At 69.3% G+C, this 13,056-nt stretch carries 10 protein-coding genes; 5 read left to right on the top strand and 5 right to left on the bottom strand.

Annotated features, from left to right (window positions below; translation table 11 throughout):
- Window positions 1-57: 57 nt before the first annotated feature.
- Window positions 58-615: an ATP-dependent DNA ligase gene (locus AB0D18_RS39665; RefSeq protein ID WP_362430569.1), complete on the top strand. Its 558-nt coding sequence runs from the start codon at window positions 58-60 to the stop codon at window positions 613-615.
- Between the two features lie 106 nt (window positions 616-721).
- Window positions 722-1,162, top strand: coding sequence for a hypothetical protein (locus AB0D18_RS39660; protein ID WP_362430567.1), 441 nt, complete (start codon window positions 722-724; stop codon window positions 1,160-1,162).
- A gap of 96 nt (window positions 1,163-1,258) precedes the next feature.
- Here AB0D18_RS39660 and AB0D18_RS39655 read toward each other — a convergent pair whose 3' ends face one another.
- Complete coding sequence (locus AB0D18_RS39655) at window positions 1,259-2,044, bottom strand: aminoglycoside phosphotransferase family protein (protein ID WP_362430565.1); 786 nt, start codon at window positions 2,042-2,044, stop codon at window positions 1,259-1,261.
- 327 nt (window positions 2,045-2,371) lie between these two features.
- Between AB0D18_RS39655 and AB0D18_RS39650 the strand changes: the two genes are divergently transcribed.
- From AB0D18_RS39650 to AB0D18_RS39640, 3 genes are all read left to right on the top strand, one after another.
- Window positions 2,372-3,148: a hypothetical protein gene (locus tag AB0D18_RS39650; protein ID WP_362430563.1), complete on the top strand. Its 777-nt coding sequence runs from the start codon at window positions 2,372-2,374 to the stop codon at window positions 3,146-3,148.
- A gap of 136 nt (window positions 3,149-3,284) precedes the next feature.
- Window positions 3,285-4,079, top strand: a complete 795-nt coding sequence (locus AB0D18_RS39645; protein ID WP_362430561.1) for a hypothetical protein — start codon at window positions 3,285-3,287, stop codon at window positions 4,077-4,079.
- A gap of 1,660 nt (window positions 4,080-5,739) precedes the next feature.
- Complete coding sequence (locus AB0D18_RS39640; RefSeq protein WP_362430559.1) at window positions 5,740-8,493, top strand: tetratricopeptide repeat protein; 2,754 nt, start codon at window positions 5,740-5,742, stop codon at window positions 8,491-8,493.
- A gap of 86 nt (window positions 8,494-8,579) precedes the next feature.
- On the opposite strand, the gene AB0D18_RS39635 is transcribed toward AB0D18_RS39640, so the two are convergent.
- The 4 genes from AB0D18_RS39635 to AB0D18_RS39620 form a co-directional block, all read right to left on the bottom strand.
- Window positions 8,580-8,933 carry a PP2C family serine/threonine-protein phosphatase gene (locus AB0D18_RS39635; RefSeq protein ID WP_362430558.1) on the bottom strand — a complete coding sequence of 118 codons (354 nt, stop codon included), beginning with the start codon at window positions 8,931-8,933 and terminating at the stop codon, window positions 8,580-8,582.
- 73 nt (window positions 8,934-9,006) lie between these two features.
- Window positions 9,007-9,234: a hypothetical protein gene (locus AB0D18_RS39630; RefSeq protein ID WP_362430556.1), complete on the bottom strand. Its 228-nt coding sequence runs from the start codon at window positions 9,232-9,234 to the stop codon at window positions 9,007-9,009.
- Window positions 9,231-9,470: a hypothetical protein gene (locus tag AB0D18_RS39625; protein WP_362430554.1), complete on the bottom strand. Its 240-nt coding sequence runs from the start codon at window positions 9,468-9,470 to the stop codon at window positions 9,231-9,233. Before AB0D18_RS39625 ends, AB0D18_RS39630 begins: the two co-directional genes overlap by 4 nt.
- Window positions 9,471-9,796: 326 nt before the next feature.
- Window positions 9,797-12,373: a Helicase associated domain protein gene (locus tag AB0D18_RS39620; RefSeq protein ID WP_362430552.1), complete on the bottom strand. Its 2,577-nt coding sequence runs from the start codon at window positions 12,371-12,373 to the stop codon at window positions 9,797-9,799.
- Between the last annotated feature and the right edge of the window lie 683 nt (window positions 12,374-13,056).

Genomic DNA, 13,056 nt, shown 5'->3' with positions numbered 1-13,056 from the left:
CGGTGGGGGCATGGACGAGATCGTGGTACGGCGCCCGGATACCCAGGGGGGACGCGCATGACGAGCGGCCCCCCGGTGGTGCTCGCTCTGGCCCAGCCCGTGGACGCCCTGCCCGAGGGCCCGGGATGGGCGGCCGAGCCGAAATTCGACGGCGATCGAATGACTCTTCACCGCACGGAGAGCAGCGTGGTCCTGCGGTCGAAATCGAGCCGGGTCGTGACGTCGTCGTGGATGGATCTCGCCGTCGCGGGGATGGACCTGGAGCCCGGGGTGCTGCTGGATGGTGAGGCGGTGATCTACCGGGAGGGGCGCCTGGATTTCGGTGCGGTCCGCTCGCGGGCATCCGCCGGCGCCGCCAGGGCGAGCGCCCTGATCCGCCAACTCCCCGCGTCCTACGCCGCTTTCGACATCCTCCGCCACCCCGCCCACGGCGATCTCCGCACCCGTCCGTACCGGGAGAGGAGAGCCATCCTCGTAGAGACCCTGGCCCCCCTCGGACCGCCGTTGCAGGCCGTGCCGATGACAGAGGACCTGGACGTCGCCCGCCAGTGGTGGGAGCAGCTCCGGCCCGTGGGTTGTTTCCGCTTAACTGCCGTGTCTCGTAAGCCGGGTTGAGGAAGCTATCGAACGCGCTTGTTGGGTGTTCCCCACTGTGTCTCGTCCGTACGGTCGGTTACATAACACCGACCGAACCCGAAACGAGGAAGCGATCCGGGCCACCATGGATCGGCTCCTGCGCGGTGATCTCCCACCCGGCGGCCGATGCGACCTCAAGACCCTTGCCGCCGAAGCCGGGATAACCCGCACCGGCTTCTACGCGAAGAAGGACCGCGACGGCAGCGTTCGCGAAGGGCCCTACCAGCACCTCGGTGAAGAGTTTGAGCGGCGCCTTCGTACGCTGCAGGAGGCCGGAGAGGTAATCGACCCGCGGATCGCGCAGATCGAACGGCTCAAGGCCAAGGTCGCCGAGCTCAAGGAACGCCTGGCGCAGCGGGACGAAACCGTTGCCGAGCTCACCACGTTCAAGGAACTCGTCCTCTCGCGCCTGGCCGCGCAGCACGACGAGATCGTGCGTCTGAGAGAACAGGCCGCAGCCCTCTGTGACATCCGCAGCTTGCCCGCCGCCCGGCCCGGAACGGCACCGCACGGATCGTGCAACTGAGCCTGACGCCGATCGTCGTGTCCGAACACGGCGAGGGAGCCCGCTGGCACGGCCCACCCTGCTCCCTCGCCGGGGCGAACTGATACTCCCGTGGGATCAGCGAGACAGGGTGAGTAGTTCATCGATCATGGGCTCTGGACCGTCATAGGTGAGGTGTGCGATGGCTGCCATTGGTGCGATCACTCGGCTCCAGGCATACAGCCGGTCTCCGTCGAGCCCGCACGCGGTCGCCACCCGCTGGCAACGGGCCTCGACACCCTCTTGTCCGGCGCCGGCCACTACGTAGTCGACGGCGACGAAGCAGGGGTCGCCTACACATGCCTTGGGGTCGATAGCGATTAGACCGCGCGACGGGCCGCCGTCCAGGACGTTGCCGAGGTGCAGATCGCCGTGCAACAAAACGAGCCTGGCCTGACTGGCCAGCAACCTCTCGCAGCGTCGTATCGCCCGCTGCCAGGCGGCCTGCCCGATCCGTGCACCGATGGCCGGCTCGGACAGCCGCCGGCCGATCCGGGCGAAGGCTTCGTCAAACCGACCGCGCAGATCGAGTGGCCAGCGCGCGGGTGGGGCCACGGCGTGCAATGCGGCAAGCAACTCTCCCCACTGCTGCGGCAAAGACGTCTGCGGCATGTCGTCGGCCACGGTGCCGGGCAGGACCTCCTCCAACACCATCGCCCCGGCGTCCGCGTCGGCAAACAAGACGGCTGGCACCCGACCCGACGGCGCGAACACACGCAGCATCTCCACCTGCTTGGTCAACAGTGCTCGGTCCGGGCTGAGTTTGAGTACCGCTGGCCTCCCGTCAGGCCATATCTGTCCACCAATCGCGCGCCGACCTCTTCCATGTTCATCCCGGTAGCTTGCACCCCGAACTTCCGCCATGCACGCGCATATCGACCCCGTTCCGTGGGAGGCGGAGCCGTTTGAACGATCACCAGTCGTGCTACCCCACCAACGAGATGGCGTAGCGCAACGTCACGCCACAGTCGACTAACCCCCAGAGAACGCCGGCACCACCCGGCATGCCACGGCCACGGTGACCAGGGTGCGCGGGGAGTAGCACCTACGGACTTGGCGGTGGGGTGCGGCAGCGATGACGTCCCGTCTGGGGTCGAGGAGGCCGCGTTGACACTATGCCCTACCTAGGGCATAGTTAGTGGCGGGTCGGTTGACCGGCCCGCCCGTCAACTCACGTGCGAGGTACGGCATATGTCTGATCTGGATGCTTCCCTTCGTCGGGCCCTGGGCGACAACGCTGACGACTACGACCTTGATGCCCTCGCTGGTGTCCTGAGGGGCATGGACGTCCTGACGGTCGACGAGGTCCCCGGCGAGGAGTTCTGGGACCTGGTCGCGGAGCACGAGCTGCCCCCGCTGCCCGACGAGGACCCCGCCGACCTCTTCCGCAGCGAGGTGGAGGCTGCCTGCTCCCAGGCGCCGGCCGGTGTTCCGGCTGTCTGGCGGCGCGGCGGCGTGACTCTGGAGATCACCGGGGCGTCCCGGGTGAACTTCAAGCTGCCGCAGCCGGTGGCCAAATTCCGTGTCAGCGTCACCGGCCGCACCGAGCACGCCGAGTTGACCGGTGACGTGGTGTCGTCGTGGCCCCGGCTGTGGGCGGAGGTGGAATCCCTCCTGACCGACTGGTCGGCCGCGGTGGCCCGCCTGCGGGCGGAGCACGAGCAGGCGCTCGCGCGCGCGGAGCGTGCCCGCGCGGAAGTGCAGAAGGCCGAGGGCGCGGCACGCAGTACGCGCGCGGCCCTGGTCGCGCTGCTGGGAGAGGACAGCAGCGTCCCGCACACCACGATGTCCCGCGACGAAGTGGCCGAGTACCTGAACATCGCGCCGGGATCGGTCAGCAAGCAGATGCGCCGCTGGGGTGTGGTGGGCGAGGGCGGCGGCCCCAAGGGCGCCCGCTACCCCACCGCCGAGGTGCAGTCCGCCGCAGCCCGGCGTCCCGGGCGCGGATACCGCAGCGACGTCCGCTGAACCGCCTCCGCCCGCTCGCCGCGCTCGCTACGCTCGAACTGCCCGCCGGATGCGGCGGGCCTGCTCCCCGCCGCTGCGGGGATGCTGCCCGAACCCGGGGCGGCCGCCACCACACCCCCCCTTTCTGGGAGTCGCCATGCTGCCCATCACCGAACCTGATCTCTACGTGTGGGGCCACACGAGCCGGTTGGCGCCCTCCGAGGGCGAGCTCGCGCGCCTTGCCGTACAAGCCGGCGCCTTCCTGGCCCTGCACACCCTGCGCCCCGCACCCACACCACAGCCGCCCGACCACCGCTCGCCCGGCATGCCCCTGACCGTCGAGGGCGGATGGCTCCTGCACAGGGGGTGGCGGCGCATCCTCCCGCACCCCACCACCCCGGCGCCCGGGGCCTTCGAGCCGCGCGCGGTCGCCCGCCGCCTGGCTCCGGCCAGGCCCGCGGAGATCCGCCAGCTCCTCGACCGCGCCACGCGCAGCGCGCTGGGCCGCGATCTCGTGGCAGTACCCGACGGCGTCGCCCTGGCGCTCACCGACCACCTCCACGTGCCGGACTCCTTCTGGGGCTACCTCGCCCAGGGGTGGATCCAGAGCGTCGCAGGACCCTCCCACCTCGTCCGCGACTACCTCCCGGCGCTGCACAGCAGCATTGCCGACTCCTACCGCCGCGCCGTGGACTGGCTGTGCCGGGAGATCGGCGGCGGCGTCACCGAGCTGGAGCCCGTGCGAGAAGCACTCACCACCCGCACCCCGGGTGACCTCTGGGACGTACGTGCCGTCCTGCGCTACGACAAGCTCCCCAGCGACACCCCGACAGCGTCCGAAGTGACGACGCACCGCGTCCTGCTGGCACGGCTGGTCATCCTGTACTGGGCGGCCCTGGAATCCGGCGACACGCACCTCACCGACCTGGTGGACACCCAAATCCGCCGCTGACCTCCCGCGTCGGCACGGCATCGGAGGCAGCCTGTACCGCCGCGCGAGCCTCGGCGCGAGCGGAGAGGGACGTGCCGGCCCGGCCTGCACCGTGAGGAATTCGGCGGGTGTCAGGTGCCGGACGGGGCTGCGGGGTTCTCCGGGGTCGGGTCGGAGGCGTGGCGGATGTCGGTCCTGCCTTCGGGGATGCGCCAGGAGTCGGGTACGACGACGGGAGGTGCTCCGGGCGGCCGGATGCTGGTGTAGAGCCGATGTTCTCGAGGGTTGGCAGCTAGGCGACCGCCCACACTCGACGCTGTCACAATGTCTCAAAATGGGCGAACTGCTCAGCCGTTCGCGAGACGAATCATCAGCAAGCCCGGGCTGGGGGTACGGCCAGTCCCCGCTCTTCCCCCGATCGGCGCCAGCAGAAGGGCCGCGGCGCGCGTTCGAGGTGACACCGGGCACAGAGTTCCGGCGCGCGACCAGGAGCAGGCCGACCTCCTCCTGAACGCCGCCCCCGCACTGCGGCATGCAGCCGCTGTGCCCTCCACGGGCCCGATACCTCTGCTCCTGACCGCCGTCGCCAACCTGTGCGACGCCCTGATTACGGAGCCGCAAGAACACAACGGGGGCGCCAGGCGAGCGGATTCCTTTCGGTGGCACGCCCAACTCCCTTACCCTGTAGGCAGATACGGGGGTACATGCCATGAGCACTCGTTGGCGCGGCACCACGGTGGAGGGCGTTCTCGGCGGAACGGTGGTCTTCGGACTGGCCACGAGTCTGACCTTCGGGATATCCGCCTGCGCGCAGGACGGGCGACCCCTGTCGGCACAGGCCCGGCCCCCGGCCTCCCAGGAAACCACTTCCGAGGCACCGACGCCGACGCCTGCCCCGGCTCCCAGGTACGAACTCACACGCACGCCCAGCGCGAAACCCGTGCCGTCCGAGAGCACGAAAAAGCCGAAGAAGCCAGTGAAGCCATCGCCGACAGGAACACCTTCGGTCGAGCCGTGCTCTGCGCCGCCGAAGCTGCTCAAGGTAGGGCGCTTTGTCGATACCGGACGCAAGGGCAAGCACGGGCTGCCGAAGTACAAGCTGGAGTACGAGAGCATCTACCTCCCGGGCTACAACTTTTGCAACATAGGGCTCCACCCGCCGTACACAGTCCCTGGGTACGGCGCCGGATACCCTGGCACCCTTCCCGGTAGTGGCCAGCCGACCACCACCCCCGGCTGGCCCCGCATCGGGGATTCCTGGAGGGACAGCGTTCCGGACGTTCCGGGGGAACGTGCCGGGAATGGCGTGCCGATTGATCCGCCCCGTTTTGAGCCCCCGAATTTCACACCGGTGCGTCCGCCCGCTCCCAAGGCGCCGCCGCGTCTCTTCTTTCCGTAGCGGCGGGTGGCAGTGACCCGTCGGACAAACCGATCCCGCCATCTGCCCGTCCTGCTGCCAGCCGTCGTCGCGAGCCTGCTCGCCATTGTCGAGGGGGTGGCCACAGACTCGGTCAAGGAGTGGCTCGGCGGAAGCAGCTGGGCTCCTTGGGCCTTGGTGGCCGCGCTGGTGGCGCTCGCTGTCGCTCTCCAGGTACGTGCCCGCGCTGCCGATCGGAGAAGTGCTGACTGTCCGCATGAACTCCCGCGTGACATTGCTGACTTCACCGGGCGGGAGGAAGAGATGTTGGAGCTCCAACAGCAGATCAAAGCAGGCTCGCGGACCCTTTTGATCTCTGCCATCGACGGCACAGCCGGGGTGGGCAAGTCGACGCTGCAGATCCACCTCGCGCACCGCGTGGTGCGGAGCTTCCCGGACGCCCAGCTCTACGCGAACCTCCGGGGCGGGGACGACGATGCGGCGCCCGTACCACCACTCGTGGTACTGAAGCAGTTCCTCCAGAGCCTCGGCGAGCCGCGGCCCCCGCGCACGGTGGAGGCCGCGGCTGTCCGCTACCGCTCATTGCTCGACGGGAAAAGGGCGTTGATCCTGTTGGACAACGCCTTCGACGAGGCGCAGGTGCGTCCCCTGTTGCCCGGCAGCGGCTCCTGCACGGTAGTTATCACGAGCCGCTCCCGGTTGGAGGGGCTGGAAGCGACACAGTCGTGCACCCTGAGAGTCTTCACCAAGCAAGAAGCGGTCGCGCTGCTCACCCGCATCGTCGGCTCCGAGTTGGTCGCCGCCGACCGCGAACATACCGAGGAGGTCGTACAGCACTGCGGAGGACTGCCGCTGGCGCTGCGCATCGCCGGCTCCCGGCTGAAGCACGGCGAGGGGTGGACGATGGAGCTCCTCGCCACGAAGCTCGCCGACGAACGGCAACGGCTGGACACGCTCACCACCAGCGACCTCGGTGTGCGCGCGAGTTTCCTCATCAGTTACCACGCGTTGAGCGACATAGAGAAGCGACTCTTCCGGCTTGCCGCCGTGCCCCGCACCCAGGATCTCCCCTACGAGGCCGCCGCGTCCGCGGCCGGAGCCCCGATGGACGCCGCCTGCAAAGCCCTGGACCGCCTGATCCAGTTCCACCTGATCGAGGTCGGCACAGACGGTGCCACCCTTCCACGCCGCACCCAATTCCACGACCTGTTGCGGCTGTTCGCGCATGAACGCTCTGGCGACGAGGACGACGACAGCAGCCGTCAGAGCGCGCTCGGCCGGGTCCTGGCCTGGTACCAACAACAGCTGGATGCCGGAAGATCAAGCGAAAGGGCCTGGCTGGAGCAGCAGCTGGAGAACCTGATAGCCCTGACCGAGCAAGCATCCGGACTGCCCGGCCCACTGCGCTCGTACACCTGGCAGCTCGCCACCGCCCTCGCGCCGGACCTGGAGAGGTTCGGCGAGCTGGGGGCCTGGGAAACCACCGCGCGGCTCGCGGTCGATGCCGCGGAAGCCGGGGCCGACGTCGCCGTGCAGGCCACCACGCTGACCAGCCTGGGCTGCCTGCACACGGCGCGCGGCGAACTCGCTACCGCGCGCTCCCTGCTCACCCGCGCCGAACGCCGCCTGCGGCACACGGATCAGCCCCGTTCGCTGGCCCAGGTGAAGTATCACCTTGCCGGCGTTCTGCGTCAGCTCGGGCAGCTGGAGCTTGCCCATCGCGCCGCGGCACATGCCTACCGGTTGCTCACCGACCTGGCCACCACTCCCGGTGCGCTTGAGCCTGGAACACGTGAGTGCCTTACCGAACTGGGCGACATCGCCGCCGCACAGAACGATCACAGCCGAGCCATCGCCCACTTTCGGGCCGCCCGCAGCGACGACACCCCCTCCGCGCACATCCTCGCCCGGCTGGGCGCCGAGTACCGGGCACTCGGACGTCGTACGGAAGCCGTGGCCGCGTTCGAGGATGCGGCGGAGCAGTACCGGCGGGACGGGGATCGCGGTGCACGGGCCACTGTGCTGGAAGAATTGGGCCTCACCCACGACGCCGCCGGGAACCCTCGTGCGGCGGCCGAAGCATACCGGCGCAGCCGCGCCCTGTACCGGGAACTCCAGCAGCCAGCCGACCAGTGTCGACTGCTGGGTACCGAAGCCGCCAATCTGCACCGTCAGGGCCGCACTGACGAAGCCATTACCGCCTTCCGGGAAACCATCCGCGTTGCCCGCGACACGGGAATGACCGAGGTGCAGCGCGCGGCACAGCTGAACCTCGGTGAGATCCTGCTTGCCGAGGGGGACCCCCGAAGTGCGATGCCGTTCTTCCGACAGGCCCGCGACGGTGCGCGTCGGGCCGAAGACCACGCGGGGCTGGCCCGCGCGCTGCTCGCTCTCACCCGGGCGCAGCGGAGCGCAGGGACCACAAGCCGTTCGCGGAGCCATGTCGCCCAGCTCAACGACGCCCTCCGCAGTGCCCGCCTCACGGGCGACCAATCCCTCGTCGTCCGGGTCCTCATTGACCTGGGCCTCGCCCACCGCGATCGGAACGAGTGGCAGCAGGCCAAACAGCACTTGACGAGCGCGGTACGCACGGCCCGCGACCCGAACGCGTCTGATCCCGTTCTGCTCGGACTGGCGCTGATGTACCTGGGCGCCGTCGAGTCCACCCGAGACAGCACCGATTCGGCAGCAGCCCGTCTGACCGAAGCCGTCGACCACTTCCGCGCCGGTGGTGCGCGGGAACTGGCGGCCCGCACCCTGATGTACCTCGGCCGGATCCACCGCGAGGGGGCCAACCCCAGCTACCCGTACAGCCTTCGATCCTACGAGGCTGCCGCGGAGCTGTGGAACGCGCTCGGCGATCACACGCAGGAGGCCCACGCCCTGGCCGGCCAGGCGGTCGCACAGGCCCTCACCGGGCTGCCCCCTACCGTCCCGAACACCACCCTGGCCCGCGCCGCGACGCTGGCCGCTGCAAACGACGCCGCCCTAGTCGACGACATCCGCGACTGGACGGCGGACGGGCGCCGGAACACGCTCCCGGCCCTTCCTTGGTAGCACTTTGGGAACATGTCATTGCACCCGTGCTGTGGGGCGGGTGACCGGATTGAAATAGGTGGTACCGGCCACGCTCGAACTCGCGCCTACCCGGAGCCACGCGCATCCCCGCACCAGGCGAGGCTGACCGGCTTGCCCGGCACCAACACGGCCAGCACCGCGACCGCACCCACCTCAAGAGCACCAGGCTGCTGCGCTTCGTACGCGCACACCGCGTGCAGGGCCCGCAAAGCGCTGTACGCCTCCCCGTGGCGGAGCCCGCCCTCCGCCAGGAACCGGGCCTGTGCCCGCGTCCACTCCTGCACCACCTCGCTGTCGCCGATCCCATCCAGCAGTGCGAACGTCCGCGCCCCACCCCGCGAGCGCACCGCCGTCGCATCGCACTGGAACCTGCGTCCGCCCAACCGCTGTCCCCGCGCGTACGGCACCACCACCGTCACTCCGCGCTCCTCCTGGTCGCGCGCCCGCCACCCACCACCATTCCCTGCCTGCTGCACTCACCGGCGTCTTGGCTCACAGCACTTCGCCGATGCCCCACGGACCGCAGAGGTCGTTCAGCCACCGGTCGGGCAGCTCTCCATCCCACAGCAGGGCCAGGGCGAAGCGGGCCGTCGACAACCGTTCCAGCGCGATCAGCGACACCGGGTGGGCGAGCAGCTCGTGCCGCCCGTGCTTCGCGATCGCCGACTGCGGCCCGTACTCCGCGAACAGCCGCACCAGCCGCTCCCGGGAGGTGTTCACGAACTCCTCCAGCCGCCCGGGTATGCCGCCCGTTCCTCCTCGGGGTTTACCGACCACAGGACGGGCAGGACTTCCTCGGTCATGCCGTCGTTGAAGCGCACGTGCACCGCGAAGGCGGCGTACGACCGCACCGCGACCGCCAGCACCCGGTCCGCAGCACCCTCCCGCACCTCCTCCGCCGCCCGCTCCACCGGACCGCTGGTGTACGCGTCCGCGCTCATCTGTCCCTCGCTCACTGGGAACACTCCTTCTGTCCAACGACGTTCTTTGTACCGGCGGCGCGGGCGTCAGCAGTGGGCACGCCCTCCTGGAGCGCGGCGCCGTATTGCTCCCAGGTCCACGCCAGGTGCCGCGTCTGGGAGCGGTGGTAGCCGCAGGTGTAGCAGCGGGGCGGGTTGATCCGCTGCGGTATGAACGAGTGGCCCGCGCCAGTCGCCCTCGGCCTGCGCATGAGCGCTGCGGTGGCGCCCGCACCCGTGGAAGTCACAGACCCAGTACCCCGCCAACGGGTCGGGCCCTTCCCGAAACCAGTGCGACGTGATCAGCGCCCGCCGCGCCGGACTCAAGACGCGCTCCTCCTGCTCGCGCCCACGCTCCACTCCATGCCGATCTCGTCCAGCGCGGCCCGCCGTTCCGGGGTGAGCTTGGCGGCGCGTTTGCGGACGTTCGCGACCCACATCCCCAGCTTCACCGTGACGCTCTCAGGGCCTGCCTGAGCGCCTCCCGCGCTCTCACCGGCGAGCTGCTCCTCGTGCTTCCGAGGTACCCGAAGGTGCCCTTCCCGGGCGTGGAACGCCTGCGCCGCCCGCAGGTTGAGCATCCACTTGTCGTCCTGCGTGCGCTGTTTCACCAGCCGCTCGTCCTCGCCGGCGGGTTCGAGTCCGAGGGCGTGCTCCAGGAGGTACTGCTGCACGGGCACCAGCTGCTCCCACCCGTACCGGCAGGACTGCACCCATGCCCCCAAGTCCTCCCCCTGAACAACGAGTTCGCCCGGCACCGTGGGAACGGTGCCGCCGTCCTTCAGGTGCTGCTGGGTGAGCCGCAGGCGCCGCTGCCATGATGTGTCCCAGGCGGGGCACCAGCCGGGGTCGATCTCGTCCAGCGCGTCGCGCCGTCCCTCGGTCAGCGCCCCGGCCTCCGACCCGACAGGAAGCCCCGCCTCGCGGCGCTCGGCGATCGTGTCCGCGATCTTGGCGGCCTTCCTCATGTTCTTCAGCCATGCTCCCAGCTTTCGTCCTTCCCACTCCGCCGTCGCAGGCGGGAGGCAGTGCCCGTGCGCCGCCGTCCAGCTGCGCGCGCACTGCAGCCAGTCCTGGAAGGCCTCCGCCAGTTCCAGCGGGTTCCACACCATGCCCAGGTCATCGAGTTCGGCGACGCGGGCGGGATCGAGCTTCCCTCCCCGGTAGTACCGGCGCAGATCTGCGTGCCAGACCCCCAGCGGGTAGTTGCCGGGCTTCCACTCGGGAGGGGTCACGAACGCGTACGGGACCAGGAGCTCGTCGCCGCCGATCTCGTCCCGGTACTGCACGGAGGCCTCGATGCCGCGCCGCCAGTACTCGTTCTCCGGCTCGATCACCCGCAACCGCACGAACCGCGCAAGCTCGGCCGGGTCCCACGGCTCCGCGAACCGCAGCACCTCCCGCGCCGGCGCACGGAGACCGTCCTCGGCAACCTCCTGCTGCTCCTGGCCCTCGCCCTCGCCGTCCGCACCGTCAGCCTCGACGCCCTCGCCGTCCTTCCAACTCCCGCTGCGCACACGGGGATCAGCGAGCGCTTCGACCAGACGTGTGTCGTACGCACGGAGCGCGGCAAGGATCTTCGCGAGGGGTTCGTGCCCCCTTGAGGACAGCTTTCCCTCACCGTTTTCGCCTGGGGGAGTGAAGGTGAAGACGACGAGACTGGCCAGTTTCTCTTTCCCGGGACGCAGCCGCAAGGCCCGTCCTACCATTTGCACGATGTCCACCATCGACCCACGGGTGTCACAAAAGGCGACCGCGTCACAATTCACTGTGTCGACGCCTTCCCCCAGAACACGAACAGAGGAAAGCACTCGCAAGGCCGCCGGGTATACCCCGTCCTCCCGGTCGATGACATCGGACCCGAATTCCTCCAGGACCTCCCTCCGGTACGCGGGGGCGTGCTCGCCGTACAGCCAGTCCGCCCACACCCGCTCCGGCGCGTGGAACGTCTCGGGATCGTCTTGCCAGAGCTGCCGCGCGACGCCGACGAGCCCGCCCGCCATGGCCTCGGCGTCCGCTGTGAGGCTGTGGAAGCTGAGTACCTTCCGCATCTGGTGCTTCGCGGCGGCCTTGACCAGTCCGGTCTGCAACGCCGCCAGCCGCGTTCCGCGCAGCGCGTCGGACCCGTTCTCGGCCTCCTCCAGGGCGCTCCGCAGCTTAGGGTCGACCACGTTGACCACCACCACCTGGAACGGTGCTACCAGGTTTTTGCTTACCGCCTCCGAGAGCGGCAGTTCGAAAGCCACCGGTCCGAAGATCGGGGAGTCCGGCTCCATGCTGGCAATCAGCCGCGGTGCCGCCCGCCCGCCGCGATGCGCGTCCTGGGAGGTCTCCCAGACCCGAGGGGTCGCCGTCATGTACAGCCGGCGGTCTGCCGGAATCTTGGCCTGGTCGTGCACGGCCGCCCACGGCTTCAGACCGTCCCCGCTAGTGCGGTGCGCTTCATCGACCACGACCAGGTCCCACGCGCCCATCCCGGCCGCGTGGGCGCGCTCCAGGAGCTTCTTCCCGAGCGACTGGTACGTCGCCAGCACCGTGACCTGCTCCAGCGACTCCACCCATCCCGCCAGCTCGCCCGCATCGGTCGTGCACGGCACGCCCTCGGACTGCGACGACCGCAGCGAGCACGCGCCCACCATCGCCCCCGTACGCCCAGCAGCCCGCCACACCTTCGCCGTCTGCACCAGCAGATCGAGCGAGGGCACCAGCACCAACACTCGCTGCACACAGAGCTGTTGGGCGACCGCGGCGGCGATGCGGGTCTTGCCGGTCGCGGTCGCCGCGATGACCTGCGTCCGCAGCCCATCGGACGGCATCGCGCCGCTGGCGGGTACCTGAAGCGCCCTCAGCACGGCGTCGACCGCCTCTTTCTGATGCGGGAACAGCGAATTCGCTGACATGACGAGTCCCTCCTCGACCTGCATCCGAGAGAATCACGGGGACACGTTCCCGCACGCAATTCGCTTATCGTGACAACTCGTAGATCAAGTAGCGGCTTTATCCGAGCGATCTACAAGACGCCAACCGAGTATCTATCTGCAGCAACACACTTGGCGCTCCGGCGGTGGCCTCTAATTCCAGAGCCTACCTGCTGAAGGAGATTGACGCACAATGCTTGCGGAAGGCGATGCAGGAGGGTGTTGGTCTGCTACGGTGAAACCACGACAGCAGGCCGGATTCCACAGCGTCCCCCGTTCCTTCTTCCCTCGAACCCCCGCACCCGTCACCCCGCCTGACCCCCACTCAGCCCGCAGGGCCACAACGAATCTCACCCCAACCCCGTAGCCAGCTAAGGTTACTGCGGAGCAGGAGCCGCAAGGCTGGATCGCGGAGCGATCCAGGCCCGCCGGAGCGAAGCGCCGGCCCGGGCCGCGGAGCGGACCGGATTCGTGCAGCAAAGCCGCACCGCAGGGCCACGGAGTGGACCGGCGACCGTATCGCGGAGCGATACGGGAAAGCGTCGCGTAGCGACGCCGCGTCGTGTCTGCGGAGCAGACCGCGCGCCGCCTTCCTCCTCCTGGTGGTCTGTCTCGTCCACGTCCGCAGGCTGGGTCAGCGCGAGGTCGTCGCCCAGAAGCCCGTC

The organism is Streptomyces sp. NPDC048442 (assembly GCF_040651475.1).
In the GTDB taxonomy this organism is placed as follows: Bacteria; Actinomycetota; Actinomycetes; order Streptomycetales; family Streptomycetaceae; genus Streptomyces.
Note: the sequence above shows the minus strand (reverse complement) of the source record. Positions and strands in the feature narration are given on the sequence as shown.

Coding starts and splice junctions, on each gene's coding strand:
- AB0D18_RS39665 (WP_362430569.1), top strand. CDS start 58: ATGACGAGCGGCCCCCCGGTGGTGCTCGCTCTGGCCCAGCCCGTGGAC.
- AB0D18_RS39660 (WP_362430567.1), top strand. CDS start 722: ATGGATCGGCTCCTGCGCGGTGATCTCCCACCCGGCGGCCGATGCGAC.
- AB0D18_RS39655 (WP_362430565.1), bottom strand. CDS start 2,044: ATGGCGGAAGTTCGGGGTGCAAGCTACCGGGATGAACATGGAAGAGGT.
- AB0D18_RS39650 (WP_362430563.1), top strand. CDS start 2,372: ATGTCTGATCTGGATGCTTCCCTTCGTCGGGCCCTGGGCGACAACGCT.
- AB0D18_RS39645 (WP_362430561.1), top strand. CDS start 3,285: ATGCTGCCCATCACCGAACCTGATCTCTACGTGTGGGGCCACACGAGC.
- AB0D18_RS39640 (WP_362430559.1), top strand. CDS start 5,740: ATGTTGGAGCTCCAACAGCAGATCAAAGCAGGCTCGCGGACCCTTTTG.
- AB0D18_RS39620 (WP_362430552.1), bottom strand. CDS start 12,373: ATGTCAGCGAATTCGCTGTTCCCGCATCAGAAAGAGGCGGTCGACGCC.